At 49.0% G+C, this 23701-nt stretch carries 18 protein-coding genes; 7 read left to right on the top strand and 11 right to left on the bottom strand.

Annotated elements, in window-relative coordinates:
- Positions 1-121: 121 nt before the first annotated feature.
- Positions 122-988 (top strand): histidinol phosphatase, encoded by an 867-nt coding sequence (locus E7Z62_00890; protein MBE6521677.1) that lies wholly within the window; start codon positions 122-124, stop codon positions 986-988.
- Between the two features lie 43 nt (positions 989-1031).
- On the opposite strand, the gene E7Z62_00885 is transcribed toward E7Z62_00890, so the two are convergent.
- Complete coding sequence (locus E7Z62_00885; GenBank protein MBE6521676.1) at positions 1032-2216, bottom strand: metalloregulator ArsR/SmtB family transcription factor; 1185 nt, start codon at positions 2214-2216, stop codon at positions 1032-1034.
- Positions 2217-2390: 174 nt separating this feature from the next.
- Here E7Z62_00885 and E7Z62_00880 point away from each other — a divergent pair, with 174 nt between their 5' ends.
- Genes E7Z62_00880 through E7Z62_00865 form a run of 4 tightly spaced genes read left to right on the top strand, consistent with a single transcriptional unit; the run spans position 2391 to position 6431 of the window.
- Positions 2391-3767 carry a hypothetical protein gene (locus E7Z62_00880; GenBank protein MBE6521675.1) on the top strand — a complete coding sequence of 459 codons (1377 nt, stop codon included), beginning with the start codon at positions 2391-2393 and terminating at the stop codon, positions 3765-3767.
- 44 nt (positions 3768-3811) lie between these two features.
- Positions 3812-4567, top strand: coding sequence for a class I SAM-dependent methyltransferase (locus tag E7Z62_00875; protein ID MBE6521674.1), 756 nt, complete (start codon positions 3812-3814; stop codon positions 4565-4567).
- 2 nt (positions 4568-4569) lie between these two features.
- Positions 4570-5637, top strand: a complete 1068-nt coding sequence (locus E7Z62_00870) for an iron ABC transporter permease (protein MBE6521673.1) — start codon at positions 4570-4572, stop codon at positions 5635-5637.
- On the top strand, positions 5637-6431 hold the full coding sequence (locus E7Z62_00865) for an ABC transporter ATP-binding protein (protein ID MBE6521672.1): 795 nt from the start codon (positions 5637-5639) through the stop codon (positions 6429-6431). Before E7Z62_00870 ends, E7Z62_00865 begins: the two co-directional genes overlap by 1 nt.
- Positions 6432-6615: 184 nt before the next feature.
- Here E7Z62_00865 and E7Z62_00860 read toward each other — a convergent pair whose 3' ends face one another.
- The 6 genes from E7Z62_00860 to E7Z62_00835 all read right to left on the bottom strand — a co-directional run bounded on the left by E7Z62_00860 (position 6616) and on the right by E7Z62_00835 (position 14681).
- Positions 6616-7146 (bottom strand): sel1 repeat family protein, encoded by a 531-nt coding sequence (locus E7Z62_00860; protein MBE6521671.1) that lies wholly within the window; start codon positions 7144-7146, stop codon positions 6616-6618.
- Positions 7147-7549: 403 nt separating this feature from the next.
- Positions 7550-10570: a type I restriction endonuclease subunit R gene (locus E7Z62_00855; protein MBE6521670.1), complete on the bottom strand. Its 3021-nt coding sequence runs from the start codon at positions 10568-10570 to the stop codon at positions 7550-7552.
- Complete coding sequence (locus tag E7Z62_00850) at positions 10567-11193, bottom strand: hypothetical protein (GenBank protein MBE6521669.1); 627 nt, start codon at positions 11191-11193, stop codon at positions 10567-10569. Before E7Z62_00850 ends, E7Z62_00855 begins: the two co-directional genes overlap by 4 nt.
- Positions 11194-11256: 63 nt before the next feature.
- The gene (locus E7Z62_00845; protein MBE6521668.1) at positions 11257-11952 is read right to left on the bottom strand and encodes a hypothetical protein; all 696 of its coding nucleotides are present in this window, start codon (positions 11950-11952) and stop codon (positions 11257-11259) included.
- A 9-nt stretch (positions 11953-11961) separates the two neighbouring features.
- Complete coding sequence (locus E7Z62_00840; GenBank protein ID MBE6521667.1) at positions 11962-13110, bottom strand: restriction endonuclease subunit S; 1149 nt, start codon at positions 13108-13110, stop codon at positions 11962-11964.
- A 2-nt stretch (positions 13111-13112) separates the two neighbouring features.
- Positions 13113-14681, bottom strand: a complete 1569-nt coding sequence (locus E7Z62_00835; GenBank protein ID MBE6521666.1) for a type I restriction-modification system subunit M — start codon at positions 14679-14681, stop codon at positions 13113-13115.
- 181 nt (positions 14682-14862) lie between these two features.
- On the opposite strand from E7Z62_00835, the gene E7Z62_00830 reads away from it, so the two are divergent.
- Together E7Z62_00830 and E7Z62_00825 are read left to right on the top strand one after the other, a co-directional pair.
- The gene (locus E7Z62_00830; protein MBE6521665.1) at positions 14863-15783 is read left to right on the top strand and encodes an HrgA protein; all 921 of its coding nucleotides are present in this window, start codon (positions 14863-14865) and stop codon (positions 15781-15783) included.
- A 69-nt stretch (positions 15784-15852) separates the two neighbouring features.
- The gene (locus E7Z62_00825; GenBank protein ID MBE6521664.1) at positions 15853-17499 is read left to right on the top strand and encodes a DUF262 domain-containing protein; all 1647 of its coding nucleotides are present in this window, start codon (positions 15853-15855) and stop codon (positions 17497-17499) included.
- 595 nt (positions 17500-18094) lie between these two features.
- On the opposite strand, the gene E7Z62_00820 is transcribed toward E7Z62_00825, so the two are convergent.
- The 4 genes from E7Z62_00820 to E7Z62_00805 form a co-directional block, all read right to left on the bottom strand.
- Positions 18095-19984, bottom strand: a complete 1890-nt coding sequence (locus E7Z62_00820) for a hypothetical protein (GenBank protein ID MBE6521663.1) — start codon at positions 19982-19984, stop codon at positions 18095-18097.
- Between the two features lie 129 nt (positions 19985-20113).
- Positions 20114-21682 (bottom strand): zinc-ribbon domain-containing protein, encoded by a 1569-nt coding sequence (locus E7Z62_00815; protein ID MBE6521662.1) that lies wholly within the window; start codon positions 21680-21682, stop codon positions 20114-20116.
- A 104-nt stretch (positions 21683-21786) separates the two neighbouring features.
- Positions 21787-22557 carry an ABC transporter ATP-binding protein gene (locus E7Z62_00810; protein ID MBE6521661.1) on the bottom strand — a complete coding sequence of 257 codons (771 nt, stop codon included), beginning with the start codon at positions 22555-22557 and terminating at the stop codon, positions 21787-21789.
- Positions 22554-23636 carry an iron ABC transporter permease gene (locus E7Z62_00805; GenBank protein ID MBE6521660.1) on the bottom strand — a complete coding sequence of 361 codons (1083 nt, stop codon included), beginning with the start codon at positions 23634-23636 and terminating at the stop codon, positions 22554-22556. The genes E7Z62_00810 and E7Z62_00805 overlap by 4 nt, the downstream gene beginning before the upstream one ends.
- Between the last annotated feature and the right edge of the window lie 65 nt (positions 23637-23701).

Below are 23701 nucleotides of genomic sequence, written 5' to 3'. Positions count from 1 at the left end.
TCGGCGAACGTGTTGCTATCACATTTCAACGGCGCATTCGGTATGCGCGGCAAGGGTTGAATGGGAAAGTGTATCCATGCCTGACAGCAAAAACAAAAACGGATGACCGTCATGCACGCTCATGCAAGGCGCGGAGGACGGCAGGGTAAGGTTCGAAAGACCCGATATGGATTGGATCAGGGGATCCAACATGCTCTGTGCCGACATGCACTTCCACACCAACTGCTCCGATTCCTACACATCGGTGAAGAGCGCATTGGCGCTGGCGAAGAAGAGGGATGTTGGCCTTGCGATAACCGACCACAACCTGATCAACGGGTCGCTGAAGGCCAGGGAGCTGAACAAGGATTACGGCAGGTTCCTGGTGCCGGGCATAGAGATAAGCGCCTGGGACGGACCGCACATCCTGGTGTACTTCTACGATTACGACGAGATGACCGAGTACTGGACGAAGAACGTCAAGCCCAACATGCACTCCAGCCTGTGGCTGGCCATAGACAAGGGGACGGAGTGGATACTCGATTCGCTGGAGGACGTGAACTGCGTGGTTTCCGCGGCGCATCCGTTGGGATATCTGACATCGGTCAAGGGTCTGCAGAAGGCCATCGACCACGGCATACTGGAGAAGGATGTGTCGAAGAGGTTCGACGCATACGAGGTCATATGCAGCGGCATGTTCCGCAGCGAGAACATCAGTGCGAGGGACCATGCCATCGAATACGGTCTGGGATTTACCGGAGGCACGGACGGACATCTGCTGCATGAATTGGGCCATGTGCTCACGGTGTCGGATGCCACGGATCTGGACGGGTTCTTGGATGACATCGTCAAACACAGGAACACCGTCGTGGGTTTGGAGAAGCAGATTCCCACGAAGTTCATAATGGGAATGACCAGCCTGTCACGCATCGCGATGCATTTCCCGTCATCGTTCGTCAGGAAGCTCGAGCTCATGCGCTATCATGGGACGAAGAACTATCCCCGCTGATGATTCGGTCGTTGCTCCCTATAGTACAATATCTATATTGCAGTCACAGATCCTTCTTGTTCCCGTACAGCAGGAACGTGCAGACATCCAGAATGCTGTTGATGGAGTTGGGGTCCGACAGGGAGTAGAATATCTCCTTCCCGTCGCGTTCGGCAACGACTATGTTCACATCCTTCAGGGTCTTGAGGTTATGGGAGGTCAGCGATGTGGATTCCCCGGTGACCGTTGCAAGCTGACTGACGCTCATCTTGCCGCCCATCAGTGCGGACAGGAGCGCCAGGCGCTTGGGGTCGGACAGGGCCTTGAGCACCTTGGAGTACTCGAAGTCGGTGGAGTTGAGCCTCTCGGCGACCGCTTTGAGGTCGTCCTCGGTGTACATGTTGGGGTTCATCACCTCGCTGTAAGGGCTGACCGCATTCCTCGGCAGGCGGGCGATGATGGCGAAGGACAGCGGGATCTTCATCAGTCCGTCGCGTGTCAGGACGGAGAAGGGTTCCTTGTCCAACGAGTAGATCTTCAGGTCGGAAATGCCCAACCCTATCAGCACACCCACATCCCATGCGGGTCTGCGCTCCATGCTCGCCGGGAAGTTGCATGATAACCTGCGTATGATGTCCAGGTCCACCCCGTCGACGTTGGTGTGGGCGTGGAGGTTGTTGTCCTTCCCGTACTTCATGTCCATGTAGACCCTGCGCTTCCTGAAGTCCTCGTCGTATTCCTCGAGATACCAGTTGCCGTCGATGATCAGTATTGCTCCTCCGGGCTTCAGCAGGTCGATCCATGCGGCGTATGCCGCTGTGGGGTCTATGAGGTTCCACACGACGCTCTTCGCGACCACCAGGTCGTAATTGTGCTTCAGCAGCGGAGGTGCGGTGACATCCCCCAGGATGAAGTTGATGTCGACCTTGGCCAGTATGGCGTTCTTCCTCGCCTCCTCCAGCATCTTCTCCGATGCATCTATGGATGTGACGTCGTGGCCCAGACGGGCCATGGTGATGGCAGAGCCTCCTGCGCCCGTTCCCATATCGACGACCTTCAGCTTCCTGTTGAGGTTCATCCTGTGACGCATGATGTTCCTGAGGACGTTGTTGTCCTGCTCGAGCTCCTTGCGGGTCGATATCCCGTATCCCTTCGAACGTGCGTCCCAAAATTCAATTGTCTGCTGTTGGGCGGACAAATTGTCCAACTTGTACGTCGTCTGCGGCTCGGTCTGATCGTCGGAGGACATCGATTGGAGTTATCAGCCAGCCTCATATAAACAACCTTTCAATACGACCAGGCAACTAACTCATCCATATAATCAAAGAATTTTTCAGATGTTTTTGTCCGCAAACATTAGCTTTATATTCCATTGTCACAGAACGTGCAATCAGTTGGAGCATAATTCCAATCGAGTGATAAAATGGACAAGAAGATGATAATCGCGATCGTTCTCGTGGCCATCCTGGCCGTCGCAGCGATCGCAGTCATAATCTCGATGAACGGAGGAAAGGACCTCCCCAACAGCAACAACCTGGATGGGCGTCTGGCCGTCTTCGGGAACGCGAATCAGGACGATTACCTCGACAGCCGTGATGTCGATACAGTGAAGAAGATCATCGCGGGCGAGATAGAGCCCACATACTATGATTGTTACAAGTCTTACGGCGGACAGCTCGTACAGAGGTCCCTCGCGGACGCCAACGTCGACGGAAAGATCGACGAGGCCGATGTGAAATGGATCGAGAGGATGGTCGACCGTGAGAAGAACATGCAGGTCTACTTCTACGACGTGGACGCTGTCATCGGTTCCTGTACCTACCCCCTCACCACCGCAGCAGTCGGATACAAGAGCAACTATGATTCCATGCTCATCCTCGGCGCAGTTGACAACGTCAAGTACGTCTGCGACCAGGTCGGAAACAACGGTTCATACCACAAGTGGTTCACCATGTTCGACGGTGCGAAATGCTTCGGAAGCAGGTTCACACCCGATTACGAGGTATTCGTCAAGGACGGCAACACACCCCCGAGCTTCATGCTCTCTGGAACCAGGGCCTGGTTCGACCCCAACATGGAGGAGACCTGCGCACGCATCGGAACCGATGTCGTACGTCTTCCCTTCTACGAGGACAACTGGACCGTACCCGCCATCATCACCCTCGGATACCTTCTGAACCATGAGAAGCAGGCATACGCCTACGCAGAGAAGGCAGACTCCGTCTACCAGACGATCTCCGACGCCCTGAAGGACGTGAAGATGGAGGACCGTCCCTTGGTGTTCGCAAGCTACTCCCTCAACAGCATCTCCAAGATGCACGGAGGAGTCCAGGAGCTCGTCTACCTCGCAGGAGGACGCACACCTCTCGACGACGGCTACCCCACCGGAAGCATCGACGGAGAGGCCATCATGATGATGAACCCCGATTGGATCATCAGCTCCCAGTACTTCGGATTCATGGAGACCTACGAGGACCATGATAGCTGCCAGAAGGCCATGTTCACACAGTACGGAACCACCGACGGAAAGTACGAGAAGAACATCGTCCAGACTCAGGCATACAAGGACGGAAAGGTGCTCTTGTTCAACCAGGGAGTCTACATGGGAACAGCAAGCTACGTCGCATGCGCATACCTGGCGAACCACCTGTATCCCGATAAGTTCAACTTCGACGTGGATGCACTGTTCGACGACTACCTGAGCAAGTACCACTCCGACTGGAAGGCACAGGACTTCAAGGACATCGACTACCTTGACCTCAAGACCTACCAGGCAAAGAAGAGCGCATACGGCATCTGAAACCATAAGGGGGCCTGACGGCCCCCGCTCATTGCTGAGATAACATGACGTTAATCGAAGAGATCAGGGATTATTGGAACCTACGCAGTTCCGGTTTCTCCGGATCCGTCAATTACGATATGGACAACAGGTCCGAAGAGGCGTTGGCGAAGATGGAGCGCTACCTCGAGGGGCACGATGTCAGGGATATCCTGGACGTCGGATGCGGCCCGGGGTTCTACTCCATGCTGTTCGGGTCCAAGGGATACAGGGTCACCGGCATAGACTATTCCGACAAGATGGTCGAGGAGGCCAGGAAGAACGCGAAGGACAGGGGCGTCGAGGCGGATTTCCGCGTGATGGATGCCCAGGACCTGCAGTTCCCCGACGGATCCTTCGACCTTGTCCTGTCTAGGGACGTCTTCTGGTGCCTGGAGCACCCCGAGAGGGCCTATTCGGAGATCCTGAGGGTACTCCGTCCCGGAGGGATGGCCATCGTCTCCGACGGGAACTACTATCTGCACCATTTCGACGAGGAATATGCGGAGAGCAGGGAGGGGGCCAGGAAGGCCTTCGAGGCAAGCAGGAAGGAGATGAAGGGAGGCCATTACGCCTTCGACGACGGAAAGGTCGACTTCAAGGTTATAGACGATCTCTCCATGCAGATGCCCCTGAGCCGCGTAAGACGTCCCGTGTGGGATGCTGATACATTGATGGAATTGGGTTGCAGGGATGTGACTCTCCACGTGCGTCACGCAAGGCCGTACGGCGACAGGGACCTGGTGTTCTCGTTCGATGTTATCTTCACCAAGGAGGCATGAGAATGGAAACGAATGCAGATACGAAGATGATGCAGGACTACCACCGCTACACCTTCAGGAAGATACTGTTCATCGCGGGATGCATAGTGGCGATGTTCATCACATTGGGATACGCCACCACCGTGGGTTCCTCCGGGATATCGATCTGGGAGGCATACGCGGGGATATGGAACCACTTCTTCAACCCCGATGCGGTTGACGAAACGATTGATTGGGTGCTCTTCGATGTCAGGCTTCCCCGTATAATGACGGGACTCGTCGCAGGAATGTCCCTGGGTGTCGCGGGAGCCGCGATGCAGAGCATGATGAAGAACCCGCTGGCCGATCCTTACACCACGGGAATATCCTCGGGTGCGTCATTCGGTGCCACTTTGGCATTGGGATTGGGATTGTCTGTAGCAGGTGTCGGAGGGACCATAGGTCTCGTAACCACCGCATTCGTGTTCTCGCTGATCCCGGCGATCGTTATCATAGGGGTATCCTCGCTGAGGAACACCTCCGCGGCGACCATGATCCTAGCGGGAATAGCGGTCATGTACCTGTTCAACGCATGCACCACGATAATCAAGCTCACACTGTCAGAGCAATCCCTCTCGGCCGTCTTCCAGTGGTCAATCGGTGACCTGTCGGGTTCGTCATGGACATCCTTCGTGGTGATCCTGATATTCGCTGTGATCGGAACGATCATACTGATGCTGCTCTCCAAGCAGCTCAACATCCTGATCACAGGCGACAAGAACGCTACCGCTTTGGGATTGGACGCTCACAAGCTGCGCATAACCCTGCTGATCCTGATCTCCCTGATGGCCGCATCGGTTGTCTGCTTCACGGGAATCATCGGATTCATAGGATTGGTCGCACCGCACATAGTACGCATATTCCTCGGTTCGGACAACAGGTACCTGATCCCGGCATCCGCCGCATTCGGCGCGGTGCTGCTGATGGTGGCCGATCTGATCTCAAGGGTGATAATCGCACCGACATTCCTGCCGGTGGGGGTCATCACAGCGTTCATAGGCTGTCCCCTGTTCCTCTATCTGCTCATCAAGCAGAGGAAGTCGTTCTGGTGATGGAAATGAAGGTAGAGATGAAGGATTTGGAGTTCGGGTATGATCCCAACGTACCTGTATTGAAGGGGATCACACAGACCTTGGACAAGCCGGAGTTCGTCTGCATCATGGGACCGAACGGTGTCGGGAAATCCACCCTGATCCATTGCATGAACAAGATCCTGAAACCATCCTCGGGATTCGTGTACATCAACGACAAGGAGGTCAGGGAGTACAAGCTGAAGGAGCTCGCCGGGCACATGGGATACGTTCCCAATGCCAGTGAGGACTCCTTCCCCCTGTCCGTGGTGGACACCGTCATGGTTGGATTGCAGAACGACCACAAGTTCGGTACCAGCGACGACGACCTGCAGAAGGTGTACGACGTGCTGAGGCTGATGAAGATACAGCACCTGGCCATGAGGGACTTCAACGAGCTATCCGCGGGACAGCATCAGAAGGTCATGCTCGCCAGGGGATTGGTGAGGACGCCGGAGATAGTTCTCCTGGACGAACCGACATCCAATCTGGACGTGAGGCATCAGCTGGAGGTCACCAAGGTGCTCAGCGAGCTTCCCAGGCAGAAGGGGATGCTGGTGATCATGATCAGCCATGACATCAACATCACCGCGAAGTACGCGGACAGGATCATAATGCTCCACGGAGGAGGCATCTACGCAGTGGGTACCCCTTCGGAGGTTATCACCAAGGAGAACATCCGCACCGTGTACGGGGTGGATGCCGACGTGATCGATGTGAACGGAAGGCCGCATGTGATACTGAACGAATCCCTGGAGGATTCGGAGGATATCTGACAACGCTCCATGATATCACCTGGATAAAGGGGCCGCGGGAGAGATTCCGCGGTCCTGAAAACTCTTTTTCGTATCTGGCTATGTTGTTTTTTCAAAGAAGGGTCTAAGGAATTCTCAAAGTTTTCTGAAGGATTTTCTTTTTATCATAAACGATATGAGCGGGCATAGCCCGCCCCAAACAGTTTCAAGGATCGTCTATTATGATGTAATCCAAATCCATCCTCTCCATCAGGTCCTTCAGCAGTTCCTTTGCCATCGGATCCCCGAGGTCTGCGGCCTTCCGATAGAATTTCAGGGCCTTTTCGAAGGACTGCTTCACCTCTTCTCCGTTCTCCAGCATGTATCCCGCCTTCATCATCGCGTTGACGTTGCCGTATTTCGATGCGTATGCGTAGGCCCTCAACGCCATGAATTTGTGGTTCGGCAGGTCGTTGGATTGGTACAGGCTGTTCCCCAATCTGAGGATCAGCGTTCCCAGGTCGGCCGCGGGACCGTCGTGGGCCACCTGGGAGATGTTAACGAGGTCGTCTATGCAGTCGGTGTCGTAGACGTCGATTATCATAAGGTACAGCGCGGCCTCCTCTTGGCCGTTCTTCTCCGCGTTGCGCAGCTGCAGCAGTCCTTCCTCACGGTTGTATATCCTGCTGTTCGGTGTGAGCATCAGCGTCCCGAGGCAGTACATGGCGTCGGCGTTCCCGCGGGCGGCGGAGAGCATCAGCCATATGAGTGCGTCCCCGTCGGTGGCGGATTCCAGGGGATCTATGGAATACTAGGCCATCGCGAATTGGCATTCGGCGTTGCCTTTGATCGCTTCGCCGTATGCCCACAGGGTCTTTTCGTTCAATGTGTCGGGCGCGCTGGGGTATCTTATTGATACTGTTCTCATCATTCCTCATTCCTTTTGTTTTATGGGGATTTCTTGCAGATCGATGAAAAAGGCGTATACGGGATCTGCTTGTCGGTTCAGGATCGAGGATCGTGTCTTCGGCACAGAGCTTGCTGTCTTCCTTGAGAGGGCGTAGCGGTAGGTAGTATTTATATTGGATGATTGGTCCAATAAACAATGTAACGCCTGATTGTAATTCGGATTCACTTCTTATTGTGTATACCAGGTTGAATCATATCAATCCGAAATACTTGTCAAAGAAAGTCTTGAGCTTCTCTATGACTGTATTCTTCTGCTGAAGTCTGTCCCCTCCGCCGAAACGGCGCATGGGGGGCATGATCTTGTCTATATCCGTACCGGTAGTTTTGAGAGTGCCGTCCCTGAACGCATTGCTGACGAACTGTGCGGTCTCTTCCGGCCTCAGTTTGTTCTCATCTATCAGCTTCTTGAGATCCTCATCCTTCTGCTGCGATACGAACCTGGCCCAATCCGCATCGATATCGGCTGAGGGATCCACCCTGCTGATGAACTGCATGATGAGTTCCTTCTTGCTGCGCAGCTGTGTGGAGGACCCTATGGCCTTCTCGATATCCACGAGGATCTCCTTGTCCTTGCAGTTGTCGTCGTGATACTTCTTAACGAGCATCAGGACGTAATCGATGTTGACCTCCACCTGCTTGATGAGCTCGATCTCGAATACGATGTCCGCCGTGACGTCCGATTTGACCTTCTTGATGCGTATATTGCGATATATGTCTAGATAGTTGCTCTGATAGTCCTGCATATCTCTCGGGCTGATGATCTCGTTCCCTTGGAACTGATCGAATGCCGTGAGTATGTTCTGCAGCCTCAGGATGGAACCGAAGAGCTTGATGAACTCCTTGTTCTTCTCCTCCCCGATGATGGGTTTACCGACAGGGAATTCCTGGACGAGCCTTTCGATGAGATCCTTGTATCCGTTGACATGTTTCCCTTCGTCGTCTGTGTATCCGAAATAGTACTCGTTGTAGGTCTTGAGGAGCACCGTACCCGTAGCATTCTCGTCACCGAACAATGCAATGGCGTTCTCCGTTGCTTTGCGGAGGTTCCTGAAGCAGATTATGTTCCCGTATGTCTTGACAGAATTCAGGATACGGTTGGTCCTCGAGAATGCCTGTATGAGCCCGTGGGATCTGAGGTTCTTGTCCACCCACAACGTGTTCAATGTTGTAGCATCGAATCCGGTGAGGAACATGTTCACGACTATCAGGAGGTCGAGGTCGCGGTTCTTCATCCTCTGTGAGATGTCCTTGTAGTAATTCTGGAAGCCATCCGAGGAGGTGTCGAAGTTGGTCTTGAATGTGGCGTTGTAATCGCTGATGGAACGGTCCAGGTATTGGCGTTCTGAGATCGTCAAGGTCTCGAGTTCGAAGTCCCCGACGGTTATACCCTCGTCCCAATCGTCGCCGTTCTGCTGCGAGGTGTAGATGATGGCGATGTTGAGCTGTTTCCCAGTCTCCTTGAGCTGTCTTTGGAATTCGTTGTAATACTTGATAGCGGTGGGGATCGAGCTCACAGCGAAGATGGAGTTGAATCCGTTGACCTTCTTACCTTTGTAATCGTAATAGGTGTTGCGCTTGGTCTTCTGGTCGAAATGGTCGAGGATGTATTTGGTGACCATACTGATCCTTTCGGGAGCGGCCATGATCTTCTCCGTCTCGATTCCTGAGATCTCCTCGTCGGAGATGTCGTCGGCGGCCTTGATGGTCTTCACGTAGTCGATGAGAAAGGGCAATACGTTGCCATCGTTGATCGCATTGACGATGGTATACGAATGGAGCTTGTCCCCGAACGCATCCTGGGTGGTACGCAATGTAGGGTTCTTACCAGCGGTGGAGTTCATGGCGAAGATAGGCGTACCGGTGAATCCGAACAGGTGGTAGTTCTTGAACGCCTTGGTGATGGCGATATGCATCTCGCCGAACTGAGAACGGTGGCATTCGTCGAAGATCATCACTATGTGCTTGTTGTAGATCTCGTGGTCCTTGTACTTCTTGATGAAGACCTCCAGCTTCTGGATCGTGGTGACGATGATCCTGCATTGGGGGTCGGACAACTGCTTCTGGAGGATGGTCGTGTTCTTGTTCCCGTTGGCGGCACCCTTCTCGAATCTGTCGTATTCCCTGATGGTCTGATAGTCGAGGTCCTGACGGTCGACAACGAAGAGGACCTTCTCTATGAAGGGCAGCTCCGTCGCCAGTTGAGCGGTCTTGAACGATGTGAGCGTCTTGCCGCTGCCGGTGGTATGCCATATGTATCCTCCCGCTTTGACCGTACCCATCGTCTTGTAATTGTTGGAGATCTGGATCCTGTTGATGATCCTCTCGGTCGCAGCGATCTGGTAGGGCCTCATGACGAGCAATTTGTCGTCGGCATCGAAGATGCAGTATCTGGTGAGGATGCTGAGGATTGAATGCCTGGAGAAGAACGTCCTTGTGAAATCCAACAGATCAGGGATGATGCGGTTGCTGCCGTCTGCCCAGAAGGAGGTGAATTCGAAGCTATTGCTGGTCTTCTTCCCTTTATTCCTTCCTCCGACGGAGGCCTCGATGATGTGATTCGAACGGGTGGTGTTCGAGTAGTACTTGGTGTTCGTTCCGTTGGAGATTACGAAGATCTGGACATACTCGTACAATCCGGAGCCTGACCAGAAGCTCTCGTTTTGATAGCGGTTGATCTGATTGAACGCTTCCTTCAACTCGACCCCACGGCGCTTGAGCTCCACATGCACCAAAGGCAATCCATTGACCAGGACGGTGACATCGTAGCGGTTCTCATGGGTGCCGTCTGTTGCGGTATACTGATTCAATACCTGCAGGGAGTTGTTGTGTATGTCCTTCTTGTCGATGAGCCGTATGTTCTTAGAGGAGCCGTCATCACGCTGAAGGACTTGGACGTGATCTTTTTGGATCCTCCTTGTCTTCTCCTCGATGGAATCGTTGGATGATGAAATACACGTACTGAAGAATCTCTTCCATTCATCCTCGGAGAACGCATAACCATTGAGCTTTTCCAACTGTTTGCGAAGATTGTTCTTGAGGTCGTCCTCGCTGTTGATACGGATGTATTCATAGCCTTGGGATTGGAGATCCTTGATGAACTGTTCTTCTAGGGCTGCTTCGGACTGGTAGGCATCGGAACGTTTCTTGACTGGAGTGTACTCGGATACTACAGTGCATTCATCTGTTGAGGCTATGATATTGTAAGTACTCATATAATCGCCGCGTTCATATTATTTTGATGTCCGGATGTCATGTTTAGTTCGTGTATAGAACATGCAAGGATATTAAGAAAAAGACGGTAGTCATCCATTTCTATTAGATCTTCTAACAAATCATACTTCTTTACAAAATCAGGGATGACAATTACCATGAACAGTTTTGAGATATCTGAACGTGGAATACGTTGGCAGTTTCTGTAATACCACGAAACTAGATCTATCCTATCTTTATGCGAAGCTTCTTTCAATTCTTCTAAATTCAAAAGTTTATCAAATTCTAACCTAAGGAAATCCGAGGGGGTTTTGACTGGATTTGGATTATGCAGAGGATATTCTTCAGTTTCATAGTCATTGTAATCCAATTCTATTAAGTTGTTACATTGATGGATATCACAACCAATGTTTTCAAACATAATACGCGCATCAGAGTGCAAATCATTGGATTCACAATTTAAATCTTGAATCTTGTTTCTTATAACATGTAAACGATCCCAAATCCAGTGAATAAGTTCGTCATTATATTGATCCAAAGGATGCTCGGACAGATAAGTAAGTGTATGATGATACGTTTTTAGCCCATAGTCATGATATCCATTCCGAAAGTGATCTAGCTTCATTAGTTGTTCTAGATTATCAACAGAGCGATCAGGTGAGATGATAACAATCGGTTTATGACGTAGCTAATCGAGAGTTTTCTTAGTACGTTCAACCATGGTTTTGTGTATTTCTTCAATCAATTGTTTGTATCTGTAATCCACATACGCCCATATTTCTTTACTACAAATGTAGAAATCATCGTCCCATGAGTTATTATCGCTCAATACCTGGACCCAGAAATCAGCACCCTTAGGTTTCATCCATTCATGTACTGGTCTATCGTTGATATAGTCAACAAATTTACAATATGCATAAGTTCCTGGTATGAATCCTTCGCTTGTTGTTTTATATTCTGTTCTCAAAGGATGGGCACATATGAAGGACCTTAGAAATCTGAAAGCTTCAAAGTCATTCGTTGGTTTGCTTCCGGCTCTTTCGCCATATAATTTGACGGTTTGAATAAAATGTGTATCGCATTCGATGTGGTAGCCATTTTTATCCTTGATACCGATATGTGCGAATTCCGCAGCATCCTCTATACAATCCAGTATAGTGTAAGCGAACCCAATAAGCATAGAGAACTGTTTTCCATCATGAATGCCAGTACTAATTTCGTTTTCCAAATATCCTTTTTGTTCCCCCGCTTGCCAAAACAGAGTTTTTAGTGCCAATGATGCTTTTTCCGCGTAAGATTCCGATGCGCCTTGACTTTTTAAGTATAATTTATAATCATCTGATCCAGAATTGATCTTATCAAGAACATCTTGTAAAGGGATCATCAAATCAGCTCAAACATCAGTAGTAAATGATAATAGCTTGTCACGATAGTATTCATATTGTTTTTGGCGAGATGCAATTTCTGCCGGTAATCCTATGATAATGTCTGTGCTCAGTGTTTCGAACTGTTTCAATATTGATATTATTTCCCTTTGCTTGCTTATATCGGGTATCGGGATAGTTAATTGGTGAAGTTTGCTGCCTTTGATGCCTTTTACAGTACTGCCTGTTGCCGCATTATTCAACTTATGTTGAAATTCATCCCCCATTAATATGTACTTCAAGTACGTTGGTTCTAGGAATGAAGGATTTTTTGGACTATATTTTATTACACGCTGAGCTAAAGCAACATCTTCGCGATCAATCTGGGCAACAAAACCGCAGGGAGCTTCGGTTGTTATCAAGACATCCCCTATTCTTGGCTTACCTCTGTGCATAATTTCATCATAATCCTCTTCTAAAACGTATTCTGAAGAAAGAGAATAATCGATGTAACCCATACGGATGTTTTTTGCGGTAACGAGAAACACCCCTTTATCCACTTTTTTAGGAGTTTTTCCACGATAATCTACAATATTACAGACCGATTCTAAGGAATAATAGGGGAAATTTGAGAGAGATAGCACTTTATTACGATAGAATTCATATTGCTTTTTTCTTGCAGTGAGTTCTGCAGTAAGTTTTGCAGTGAGTTCTGCAGTGAGGGCGGCGAAGGAATCGAGGATGCAGACTATTTCATTTTGGATCTCTAATGGGGGGATTGGAATCATTAACTGTGATAGAATCTTCAAAGGCAGATGAGCAGGTATGGCCTTCGTTCTTTGAGAATAGAGGTAGTTTTGATTCGATTTGAGAACGTGATAAAGAAAACGGTTGTTAAGTTCCGATGAGGGATATATGCAATAGCACACGTCATTTGCCCAGAATGGGGATGATTGCCAATCAACATACCCCGCTGCACCATACTGGGCGATTGTGATGGTATTCGAGTCTCTGTTGAACATTTCGTAAAACCCCATAGGTTTTTCACCACCACTTATAACAGGATATGTCCCTGAATCAGTTATTTCTGATTTTGTTATGCGAGTACCGCGTTTTATTCTGGCACAGTTTTCAAGACTATCGTATCTTATAACTGTCTCGTTTTTCCAACGATGCACTGTTAATCACTCTCGATGTCTTTGATTATCTGATCAATCTGGTTTCTGAGCTCGTTCTCTCTTGCAACTATCTGCTCAATCTCTGAGTTGAGCTCTTTAATGTCGATTACCTCTCTCGTGTCTTCTTGCTCCACATATTGTGATACAGATAGGTTGTAATCATTATCCTTGATCTGCTGGTTGGGTATGACCTTTGCCACATACTGAACATCATTGTGATCTGTGAATATAGAGATGATCTTGGAGATGTTATCCTCGGTGAGCTTGTTGTTATTGGTGACCCTGATGCATTCCTTGGAAGCATCAATGAACAGAGTGTCGTTGGATGATTTGGATCTCTTCAATACCATGATGCATGTTGCTATTGATGTTCCGTAGAATAGGTTGTCAGGAAGTTGAATGACGCAGTCCACATAGTTGTTATCGATGAGATACTTCCTAATCTTCTGCTCCTTGCCGCTACGATACATGATGCCGGGGAAACAGACGATTGCCGCGGTTCCGTTGGTCGCCAGCCATGCCAATGAGTGCATGATGAAGGCCATATCCGCCTTGGAGTTGGGTGCGAGGACTCCGGCAGGAGAGAATCTCGGGTCGTTGATCAGGACAGGATTCGTATCCCCTTCCCATTTGATCGAGTAGGGCGGATTGGATACGATGGCCTCGAAAGGCTCATCATCGTAATGCATCGGATTGATGAGGGTGTCCCCGTGGGCGATATCGAACTTGTCGTAATCGATGTCATGGAGGAACATGTTGATCCTGCACAGGTTGTATGTGGTGATGTTGATCTCCTGGCCGAAGAATCCCTGCCTGACATGGTCCTTACCAAGGATCTTTGCGAACTTGAGAAGAAGAGAACCGGATCCGCAGGCAGGATCGTAGACCTTGTTCACTTCTGTCTTCCCAACAATGGTCAGGCGTGTAAGGAGCTCAGATACTTCTTGGGGCGTGTAGTACTCCCCGCCACTCTTACCGGCATTGGATGCGTACATCCCCATGAGGAACTCGTAGGCATCCCCGAATGCATCGATGGTGTTGTCCTTGTAGTTGCCGAGATTCATCTCGCCTACGCCGTCCATGAGCTTGACGAGCTTCTTGTTCCTCTCTGCGACGGACCCACCGAGCTTGTTGCTGTTCACATCGAGGTCATCGAAGAGTCCTTTGAAATCCGATTCGCTCTCGGTACCCATCGCAGATGATTCGATATGCTTGAATACATTCTCCAGAGTCTCATTTAAGTTTTCATCCAATGGTGCTTTCTTTCTTACATTCTGGAAGAGTTCGCTGGGAAGGATGAAGAAACCCTTGTCGTTAATCATCTCCTCCCTGATGGTCTCGGCATCCTTATCAGAAAGATCAGAGTATTTGAACGAGGTGTCTCCTGCCTCGTGCTCGTTCTTCTCTATGTAATTTGACAGATTCTCGGAGATGTATCTGTAGAACAACATTCCAAGTACATACTGTTTGAAATCCCATCCGTCAACACTGCCGCGGAGGTCGTTTGCTATTCCCCATATGGTGCGGTGGAGCTCCGCACGTTCGGTTTCTTTCTTATTGTCTAGCGTCATCAGTGATACCCTGCTGTTCTTGTGAATGCAAATTGATGATAATCCGACTTAAATACGCCAACTATCTGATGTAAAGCATCCGACCCAAAGATCATAGAACATATTGAAAGAATCGTATTTAATTCATTGATGTACAACGATAATCACTTAATTCTAGTCCTTCATTACATATTTTGTTACTATGTCAATGACAGGCCTTCAGTTATCCGAAAAGATTCTTAGGGAGACCAAACGTCCAATGACTCCTGGCGATATGTGGGAGTATGCAGTGGAGAAAGGTTATGATAAAGAATCAGGAATACATGGAAATACTCCCTGGCAAACAATTCAAGCACAGATGTATGTAAATATGCAGAAGCATGAGGATAGTATTTTTACCAAAGTGTCCCCAGGAGTTTTTGGATTGAAGGAATTAAAATATGAAACTAATGGCGACATTGTAGTAAAACCGAAAAATGAAGATAAGGTGTATGAAAGGGATCTCCATCCTCTGCTAGTTTCATATGTCAACGCTGATCCAAATTTTTTAGGAAATACGATGACCATTCATCATGAGAATTCTGTTAAATCTAGTAAGAATGCTGAGAAATGGATGCATCCGGATCTTGTCTCAGTCAGGTTTCCGTTTGATGAATTAAAAAATGATACAATTGTTCTTGCAAAGAATGCGGGCATAGATACTATTTCCATTTATTCTTTTGAAATGAAAAAAGAAATTAATGGGTCGAATGTAAGGGAGTGTTATTTTCAAGCTGTTTCAAATTCTTCTTGGGCAAATGAAGGTTATCTTGTGGCACCCAAGATAACTGATGATGCTTTGAAGCAACTCACAAAATTGAATTCTTCTTTCGGTATCGGGGTTATTTGGCTTAATATTGAAGATGTTCATCAATCAGAGATTCTTTTGCCTTCAAGAGATAATGAGTTAGACATCGTAATGATAGATGAATTAGTTCGTATAAACAAGGATTTCTCAACTTTTGTATCAGTTATTAATAAATCGATGTTGGCTACCGGTTTATTCGGAGAAAATAAGTTTGATAAGGTTCTAGATGACGAGGAACTTCAAAAATACATTGAGAAGAAGAAAATCGTCAATTGAAAGTGATACAAGATATAAAGTGAAGAACGTAAGATCTTTAGATCTGATCCTCAGTTATTGTTTGATCACATGCAATGGTCTGACAAGGCAATGAAGGAATTGTTTACAAATAATCTTATGGTTCCTGAATATCAAAGAGACTTTTCTTGGACAGAAGACAACATCGGTGATTTCTTTACAGATTTGACAAAATTTATTGATAGTTCAGAAAACACGTATCTGTTTGGTCTTGTCATAATTCATCGCGATAATGAAGTTTATAACATAGTTGATGGCCAGCAAAGAATTACCACATCTACAATTTTCTTATGTGTTTTGAGAGATTTTATAAAGGAACGCAATTACCAGAAAGTAGATTCCCTTACTCATAGCATCAATGGGGCAATAGGGTTTGAAGATGGTGGTTATCGTCTTACCAGTGGTTTAGATAATAATGAGTTTCTGTTGAATTATGTTCAGGGGGCCAATCACGACTATAATGTTCAGCATGAATCAGATAAATTGGTCAAGAGGGCCTATGAACTCTTACGCGAGTGTGTAGAGAGATATATTGACGATAGTGATCAGGAAATTGAGGCAATCAAAGAACTTGCTAACAGTTTTTTGAGTGGATTTCATGTTGCATACGTAGAGACTGAAAGCTTATCACAAGCGTTCACTGTGTTTGAAACTTTGAATGCAAGAGGAACACCATTAAAGGCACCAGATCTTCTTAAGAATCATTTTTTTAGTAAGTTGGATAGCAATCATGACTATATCAAAGACAAATGGGTCAATATGATCAATAAGATTGAGAATAGTGGTAAAGATCTGAGTCCAACTCAATTCATTAAATATTATTGGAATTCGTCTCATGAATTCATACGTGAAAAAGAATTATTTGGAACAGTTAGTAAGGAGTTGAAAGGGGATATTTATCCATTCTTGATTGGAATGTTTGACTCTGTTGATCTTTATCTCTATATTATAAATCCATCAAAGAACAGCAAGTACTATTCTGACGATACTTACGATCATTTGATGAATCTGAAGCAATTCGGAGCAACATCGTTTTGTCCATTGATAATGGCGTTATATAACACAGGACAGAAAGAATGCGTCGGCGAGGTGCTTAAGGCAGTAGAGACTTTAATTCTCAGAAATCAGGTCATTGGGAAGAAAACAGCCAATAAGAACGAAAGGAATTATGCTAATTGGGCAGAATCAGTAAGTAATAGGCACTGGTCCCCATTGAAGGTCATATCCGAGGTTTATAGTGTAGTTGACTCTGATGCTGATGTTGAATTGGCATTTCGTAAATTTGCTCCTAAGAAGAGCATTGGAAAGGTCATTTTAATTGAAATCTACAATAAGAATCATACTGAAACAAAGATCGCTGAAAGGGGAAAGGATGTTCATTTGGAACATATTATGCCAGAAAGTAATGCAAAATGGATGGTTGATGAAACAACTTGGAAGGAGTATCATAAACGTATAGGGAATATGATACTTCTTGATGGGTTGAAGAATATTAGAATTGGTAATGAAACTTTTGATGTAAAAAAGATCAAGTACGCTGAATCTAGCATAGAAGATACCCGGGAGATTTCTTTCTTAGATAAGTGGAGTATTGATGAAATTGAGGAGCGTCAGAAGAAATTGTTAAAAGAAGTTCTTAGGATTTGGCCGAAAAAAGAGTTTCCTGTTGAAAGTATGACTCTAGATGAATTCCTTTAAAGCAAGAACGAATCAGTTAGTTTTGCATTTTACGACAGATATTGTGAGTGTGATGTTATTATTCACGATTGAAGTAGCTTCACAATTCTGTTAATGTTACTGTAAAAAAACAAAATAGAGAGTATCGATGAGACTCTCTGATTATTGTTTGAGAAAGAGGGGCATTATGGCCCTTTGTAACTAAATTATTTCATTCATCTGAAGATCATCGGCAGTACGGTCAGGCCTTTCAGTTTGTACGGGCCTATGACTCTTCCCGCTATCTGATTCTCAGATCCTTCCTTTCGATCCATTGTCATCCTCAGAAGACTGAGCCCTATCGATGTTCCTGCCGCAGTACATGCAGAACGAGCCCCCCTCATGGAGCGATGCGCCGCATTGGGGACAGAATCTGATGGAACGGCCGGCAGACTGCCGCCGGGCCATAATATGCTGCCATAACCCTCCTGGAGGATCTCCTGCGGTAACAGATGAATCGAGATATGATGACGGCTAGAAGATGGCCTGACCAGGCGATGATGGAAATCTGACGGTCAGAACATGAAAAACTAGGGGGGCGACCCCCCCTATCAAGGCTTCTCCGAAGGCATTCCGATCAGATTATGACCACCACATCGACGGAGCCGTAATCTTCCGGCGTTTCGCCCAGCGTCCACCCCGGAACGGTCGTCTCGCAGTAGTAGTAGCTGATCCCGCCTACTTCGTAGCATTTGCCCGGGGTGCCGGAGGGCATGCCGATTCCTGCGGCCATGTGGTTGCCATACAGCAGGAGTGCGACATCGTAACCCATCGCCTTCATCAGTGAGGCATAGAGGATTGTCTTGTCCTCGCAGTCCCCGATGGTATTGAACAGGGTCTCGAAGGGATACTTCCAGTATCCGTCCATGCCTTTGCCCGAAGAGTCACTGGTGTAGGTCAGGCCCTCCTGGACGAACCTGAGGACAAAATTGGCCATCTGGAGGTCGGAAAAGTGCTCTTCCTCACTCATCTTTTTCACCAGATTGACGATTTCGGGGGAGGTGTATGCGAGGAACTCGCTGTCCTTGACATTGTCTGTATGATGCCTTCCGTCCGTGTTGAAGTTCTTGTAATACACATAGCTGGGGATGTAATCCTCCGAGGTTATGGTATACCTGTAACTGTTGAAATCCCAAGTGTATTTGTTCGTACGCACAAAGCCGGTGATCAGGTCCTGTTTCAGATCCACATCCTTGCCGCCCGATTTTGCCGTAAACGATGCGGTATATGACATGGATTCCTCAAGGGAAACGAACGCAGGATTGGAGTGGGCGGTGGCCACGACATTGCCGGTACGGTCGTCGGTGACGGTCCATTTAGGATCGGAATAGGATCCTTCGGCATAGACGGCGTACTCGTTCTTCTCCAGGGCAAACAATGTCAGGGAATCGCAGGCCACGAACTTCATCGAAGGATTGCTGTAGATGCCGTTTCCGTCGAAGCAGAACCCTTTGAATTTCTTTCCGGAGGATGCCGTCGCGGTCAGACTGACGTCGTCCCCGACGCTGTAGGTGCCTGAACCCTTGACGGTTATGCCGTCGCTCGAGTAGACGGTTATCGTAACTGCCGTCGGGACCGTGTAAGCGGAATATGATGACAGAGTGAATCTCAAGCTATACTCTTCCACTCTGTAAGGATGGAAGTACTCATCGATCCAATATGTCGAATCGTCGTTCTGGAAAACGAACAGTTCTTTCTTTCCGTCGATCGTGGTCAGAGTGTCCATCCTGATGAAATCGAAATCGGATTCGTCATCGGACCAAGTGGAATCATACCAGGAATAATGGACCGTCCCCGATCCGACTACATAATCATAACTTGCGAAAGACGACGACAGTACCCTCTTGCCATCGTCTATGGCTATCCTCATCTCTGCGGTGCTGGAATCGGCCATGGGGTGCGAAGGGTCCGTGCTTTCGACACTGAACACGTATTTTGTGCCGGCGAGACTCTTCCATTTCGCGTAGAGGGTCGTATCCGACTTGATGTCCGTGAACGAACCGACTTTGGAGGCGGGCTCGAAGGTCGGAGTGGAATACCAGGCATCGAAGCAGCGGTCGAGGGAGCATGCGCCTCTGAGGGTGCCGGATTCCCAAGTGACGGATTTCGGATTGATGTTGACCGCCGTATCACAGTTGAGAACATACTCGACGTTGTAGACCTTGTACGCCCATTTGGCGTAGACGGTGACCTTGCCCATGGATTTGTTCAGGGACGTGACCTTGTTGATGAAACCTGGTTCCAGATACCAGCCGGAGAAGTCATACCCCTCCCTGCTGGGATCGTACAGGGTGACGACATCGGATTTGTAACCCGTAGGGTTGTTCTCGTTGTTGACACCTCCGTTCAGCTCATATGTGATATCGTCGCTGCCGCCTCCGCCCATCATAGCGAGCGCCGCAACGGCGACGATGGCGATGACGGCAACTGCCGCGATACCGATGATTGCGTTTTTGGATAATTCCATGAAGAAGCCTCAGAAAAGAACCGTAAGGCAACAATATAATGACATACCTGCAAACGGGCGTTCTATAGTGGATTTAAGATGATCATCAGGCGATGACGAAAGGGGGCCTCGGATTCCCTCATGATGCTCTCATGTCTTTCCGTCCGTCCTGTCATCGTTCTCGGAGGACAGCGGTCTGTCTATGTTCCTGCCGCAGTACATGCAGAATGTGTCCTCTTTATGAATCGATGCGCCGCATTGGGGGCAGAATCCGACGGAACGGCCTGCAGACTGCTTCCGGGATTCGGACTGCGGATACCGGGGCGAATAGCCATAGTATGCCGCCATGGCCCTCTTGGAGGATCTTCTGCGGTACCAGATGAACAGGGATATGATGACGGCCACTACGAGGATGAATATCAGCAGCGGTATGAAGTCTATAGCGACATACCCCACGGTGAACCTGTCGAGGTCCTTGAGCTTCAGACCGCTCCCCTTGTCGAAGGATATTCCGTCAAGGGAATAGTATTCGGGCACATAGCTCGGCTCCGAGACCGAATCCGGAGGAACGAACTTTATCAGCCCATCCAGACCCTCTGAGCTTAGGCTGACGATCTTTGTATCATCTAGATACATCCCTATCTCGTAATCCTTCAGATCCACAGATTCCACAGGCGTAGAGGACCGGTAGGTCTTGACCGTCACGTACCAATAATCCGAATCGTAACGGAGCATCGCCGAGACCAAAGCCTTGCGTGCATCCTCGTCGACCTGGATCTGGACATCATGTATGGTCCAATAGTAGTAGCTGTTCTTGAGCTCCGCTTTGGAGAGGGTCTTGTAGGGGACCGGTATGTAGTCCATCCAATAACCGTCCTGATACGGATCGAACGCGTATGCCTTTGAGGAGACCTCGATCCCGAAACCGTAATCGACGGTACGGTTCTTGCCGAAGGTCCCAGTAGGGGTATCGGTGTCCGAACCTATGAGGAAATAGTCGTATTCCACCATATCGGGACATCTCGGGTCGTCCCATGTGGCATCGACATGGTACCATCTGCCGTCCTCCATCCGGACCGCGTTCCATGCGTGCCTCCCCTCCGAGACCACATCGCCGGTGAAGGTGACGCAGGGGATGTCCAGCATCTTGCAGCAGAATTGGAACGCAGCCGAATACCCGTCGCATTTGGCCCTGCCGTTCACCAATGCGCCGTACAGGTCGCCGCAGTTCTCCGTCGTCTTGTCGTAGACTGTATTGAAGGCTAGGTACTGCTGGATGCACTGTAGCCTTTCGGCATCGGTATCTCCTGTGATATCGATCCTCTTGAACGTTTCGTTTATCTCGTCCACGCCCCTCTTCAGCTTCTTGGAATCCAGATGACTATCGGCCTTGATCTCCGAGGGCAGGCCGGTATCCTCGTAATAGTAGATGGAATATGATTCCCCGAACCAATAGAACTCGGGAAAATCCGAAGTGAAGGCGTAATAGACCTCCCAGGTCTCCTCGAGGGTGAGCCCGGAGACCTTGACGGTCGTCCTGAAGGAACCGACGGCGTCCTCCAGTCTGTCGTACAGGTACTTCTGGGACGGGTTGAGAGAATCGTATGCGGGATGGCAGTCGTCACGGGACCCGGCATCCGAGTCGGTTCCTAGGGGGAGGCATGGCAGGGCGATGATGAATGCCATCAGCAAAGCCGCCATTATCGTCCTGTACCTCATCGGGGGATGGTAAATGATGATGATACTTATTGATTGGGCAGATGGGAAAGCTGGTGTACTCTAAAATGGATGCAGGGGGGACTGTTGTTTGACCCTCCCACTTTTCATTCTGCATCCAGGAGTACCACGTGTGGGCGCCCGTTGACATCGATGACTTCGGATTTCACCCCGTAGACCTCTTCGAGCATGGATTCCGTTATGACCTCGCTCGGGGAGCCTATGGCGTATATGACTCCGGGTTTGGCCATGACTATGATCCTGTCTCCGTACCTGGATGCGATGTTCAGGTCATGGCTTATCATGAGTACCGATAGCCCTCTGGTCTCGGAGAGTTCCCTGAGTTTCTTTGTGATGAGTATCTGATGGCGTATGTCGAGGTTGGCGGTAGGCTCATCGAGTATGAGGAGCTTAGGCTCCTGCGCCAATCCTTTGGCGATAGCGACCTTCTGCTGCTGTCCGGCTGACAGGCTTCCAGCATCGCGGAGGGCCAGATTCTCGATGCCGACCTCTTTGAGGGCCTCATATGCGTAGTGGATGTCATCGGCGCGTGACCCGAAGCTCTGATGGGGGTGTCTCCCCATGAGGACGGTTTCGAGCACGTTCATGGCGTTGTTGTTATTGTTCGCCACAGGGACAAAGGCCATGAATTTCGCCAGCTCGCTAAGCTTGTAGTCTCTGACGCTGCGATCGTCGATACTGACGGAGCCCTCGTCCGGATTCAGGATCCTGTTCATACATTTCACAAGTGTCGATTTGCCTACTCCATTAGGTCCTATGATGCAGGTCAGCCCAGGGCCGAGGATATCGAACGATATCCCGTTGAGTACCATGTTCTCGTCGTATCCGTAGGACACGTTGGAGACGTTAACTTTCATGATGTCGCCCCCGTCTTGTTCCTGAGTATGAGGTAGAGGAACATTGGACCGCCGATGAATGAGGTTACGACACCTACCGGAACGGCTCCTTGGGGAAGTGCGGATCTCGAGATCAGGTCACAGGTGATCAGGAAAGCGGCACCGAATACGGCTGATGCGGGTATCAGGTATCTGTTGTCTCCGCCGATGAATATACGCACGATGTGCGGCGAGACGAGCCCGATGAAGCCGATTATTCCGGTGAATGAGACCACGGATGCGGATACAAGAGACACGATTATTAGGCAGAGGATGCGGAGCTTTCCCGCATCTATGCCGAGTGTGGTCGCCCCTTCGTCGCCGCTTGCCAGGATGTTGATCTTGCTGGAGAGGATCATCAGGATGATGGTGCCTATGATGACTATCAGGAGCATGACAGGAATGTTCGCCCACGTGGCTGTGGAAAGGGTCCCGACCTGCCAGGTGTAAACTGCTGCCAGGTCATCCGGATCCGCTCTGAGCATAAGATATGTGGTTATGGCATTGAAGAAGTACATGACTGCAAGACCTGACAGAATCATGGTGACTGCGGCACTTCCTTTGATCTTGGATATGATGATGATGGCCGCCGCCGGTATCAATGAAAAGATGAAAGCGTTGACGACGAGTCCATAATGGCCTTGCAGGATGGTCAATCCGCTTATCATGGCGAATGTTGCACCCAGCGAAGCACCAGAGGAGATACCTGTGGTGTAAGGGTCTGCAAGAGGATTCTTCATGATTCCCTGCATGACAGCACCGGCCACAGCCAGTCCAGCACCTGTGAGTATGCCTTCGACGATTCTCGGCAGGCGGAGATTGATTACGACGTGATCCTTCGTAACATCGGTCACATTGCCCGTTATGTTGGCCCAGATGATCTCATACGATTCCCAGAAACCCAGGTTGTATGGCCCTATGGATATGGCAATCCCTATCACCATTATCATTAGGGCGAGGCAGATGATTATGAACAGTATCTTTCTGAACGTGTAGTTGCGATAGATATCTAACAGCTGTTCCTCGGAATCAACCGAGGACACGTTAGTGAGAGCGTTCATCTTGCCCGACATTATTCTTTTCTTTAATTTCCTGGTAAAGTTGGACAATGTACCCCGCCTGTGAT

The sequence above is a fragment of the Thermoplasmata archaeon genome (assembly GCA_015063285.1).
In the GTDB taxonomy this organism is placed as follows: domain Archaea; phylum Thermoplasmatota; class Thermoplasmata; order Methanomassiliicoccales; family Methanomethylophilaceae; genus Methanoprimaticola.
This window is presented reverse-complemented; position numbering and strand designations above follow the sequence as displayed.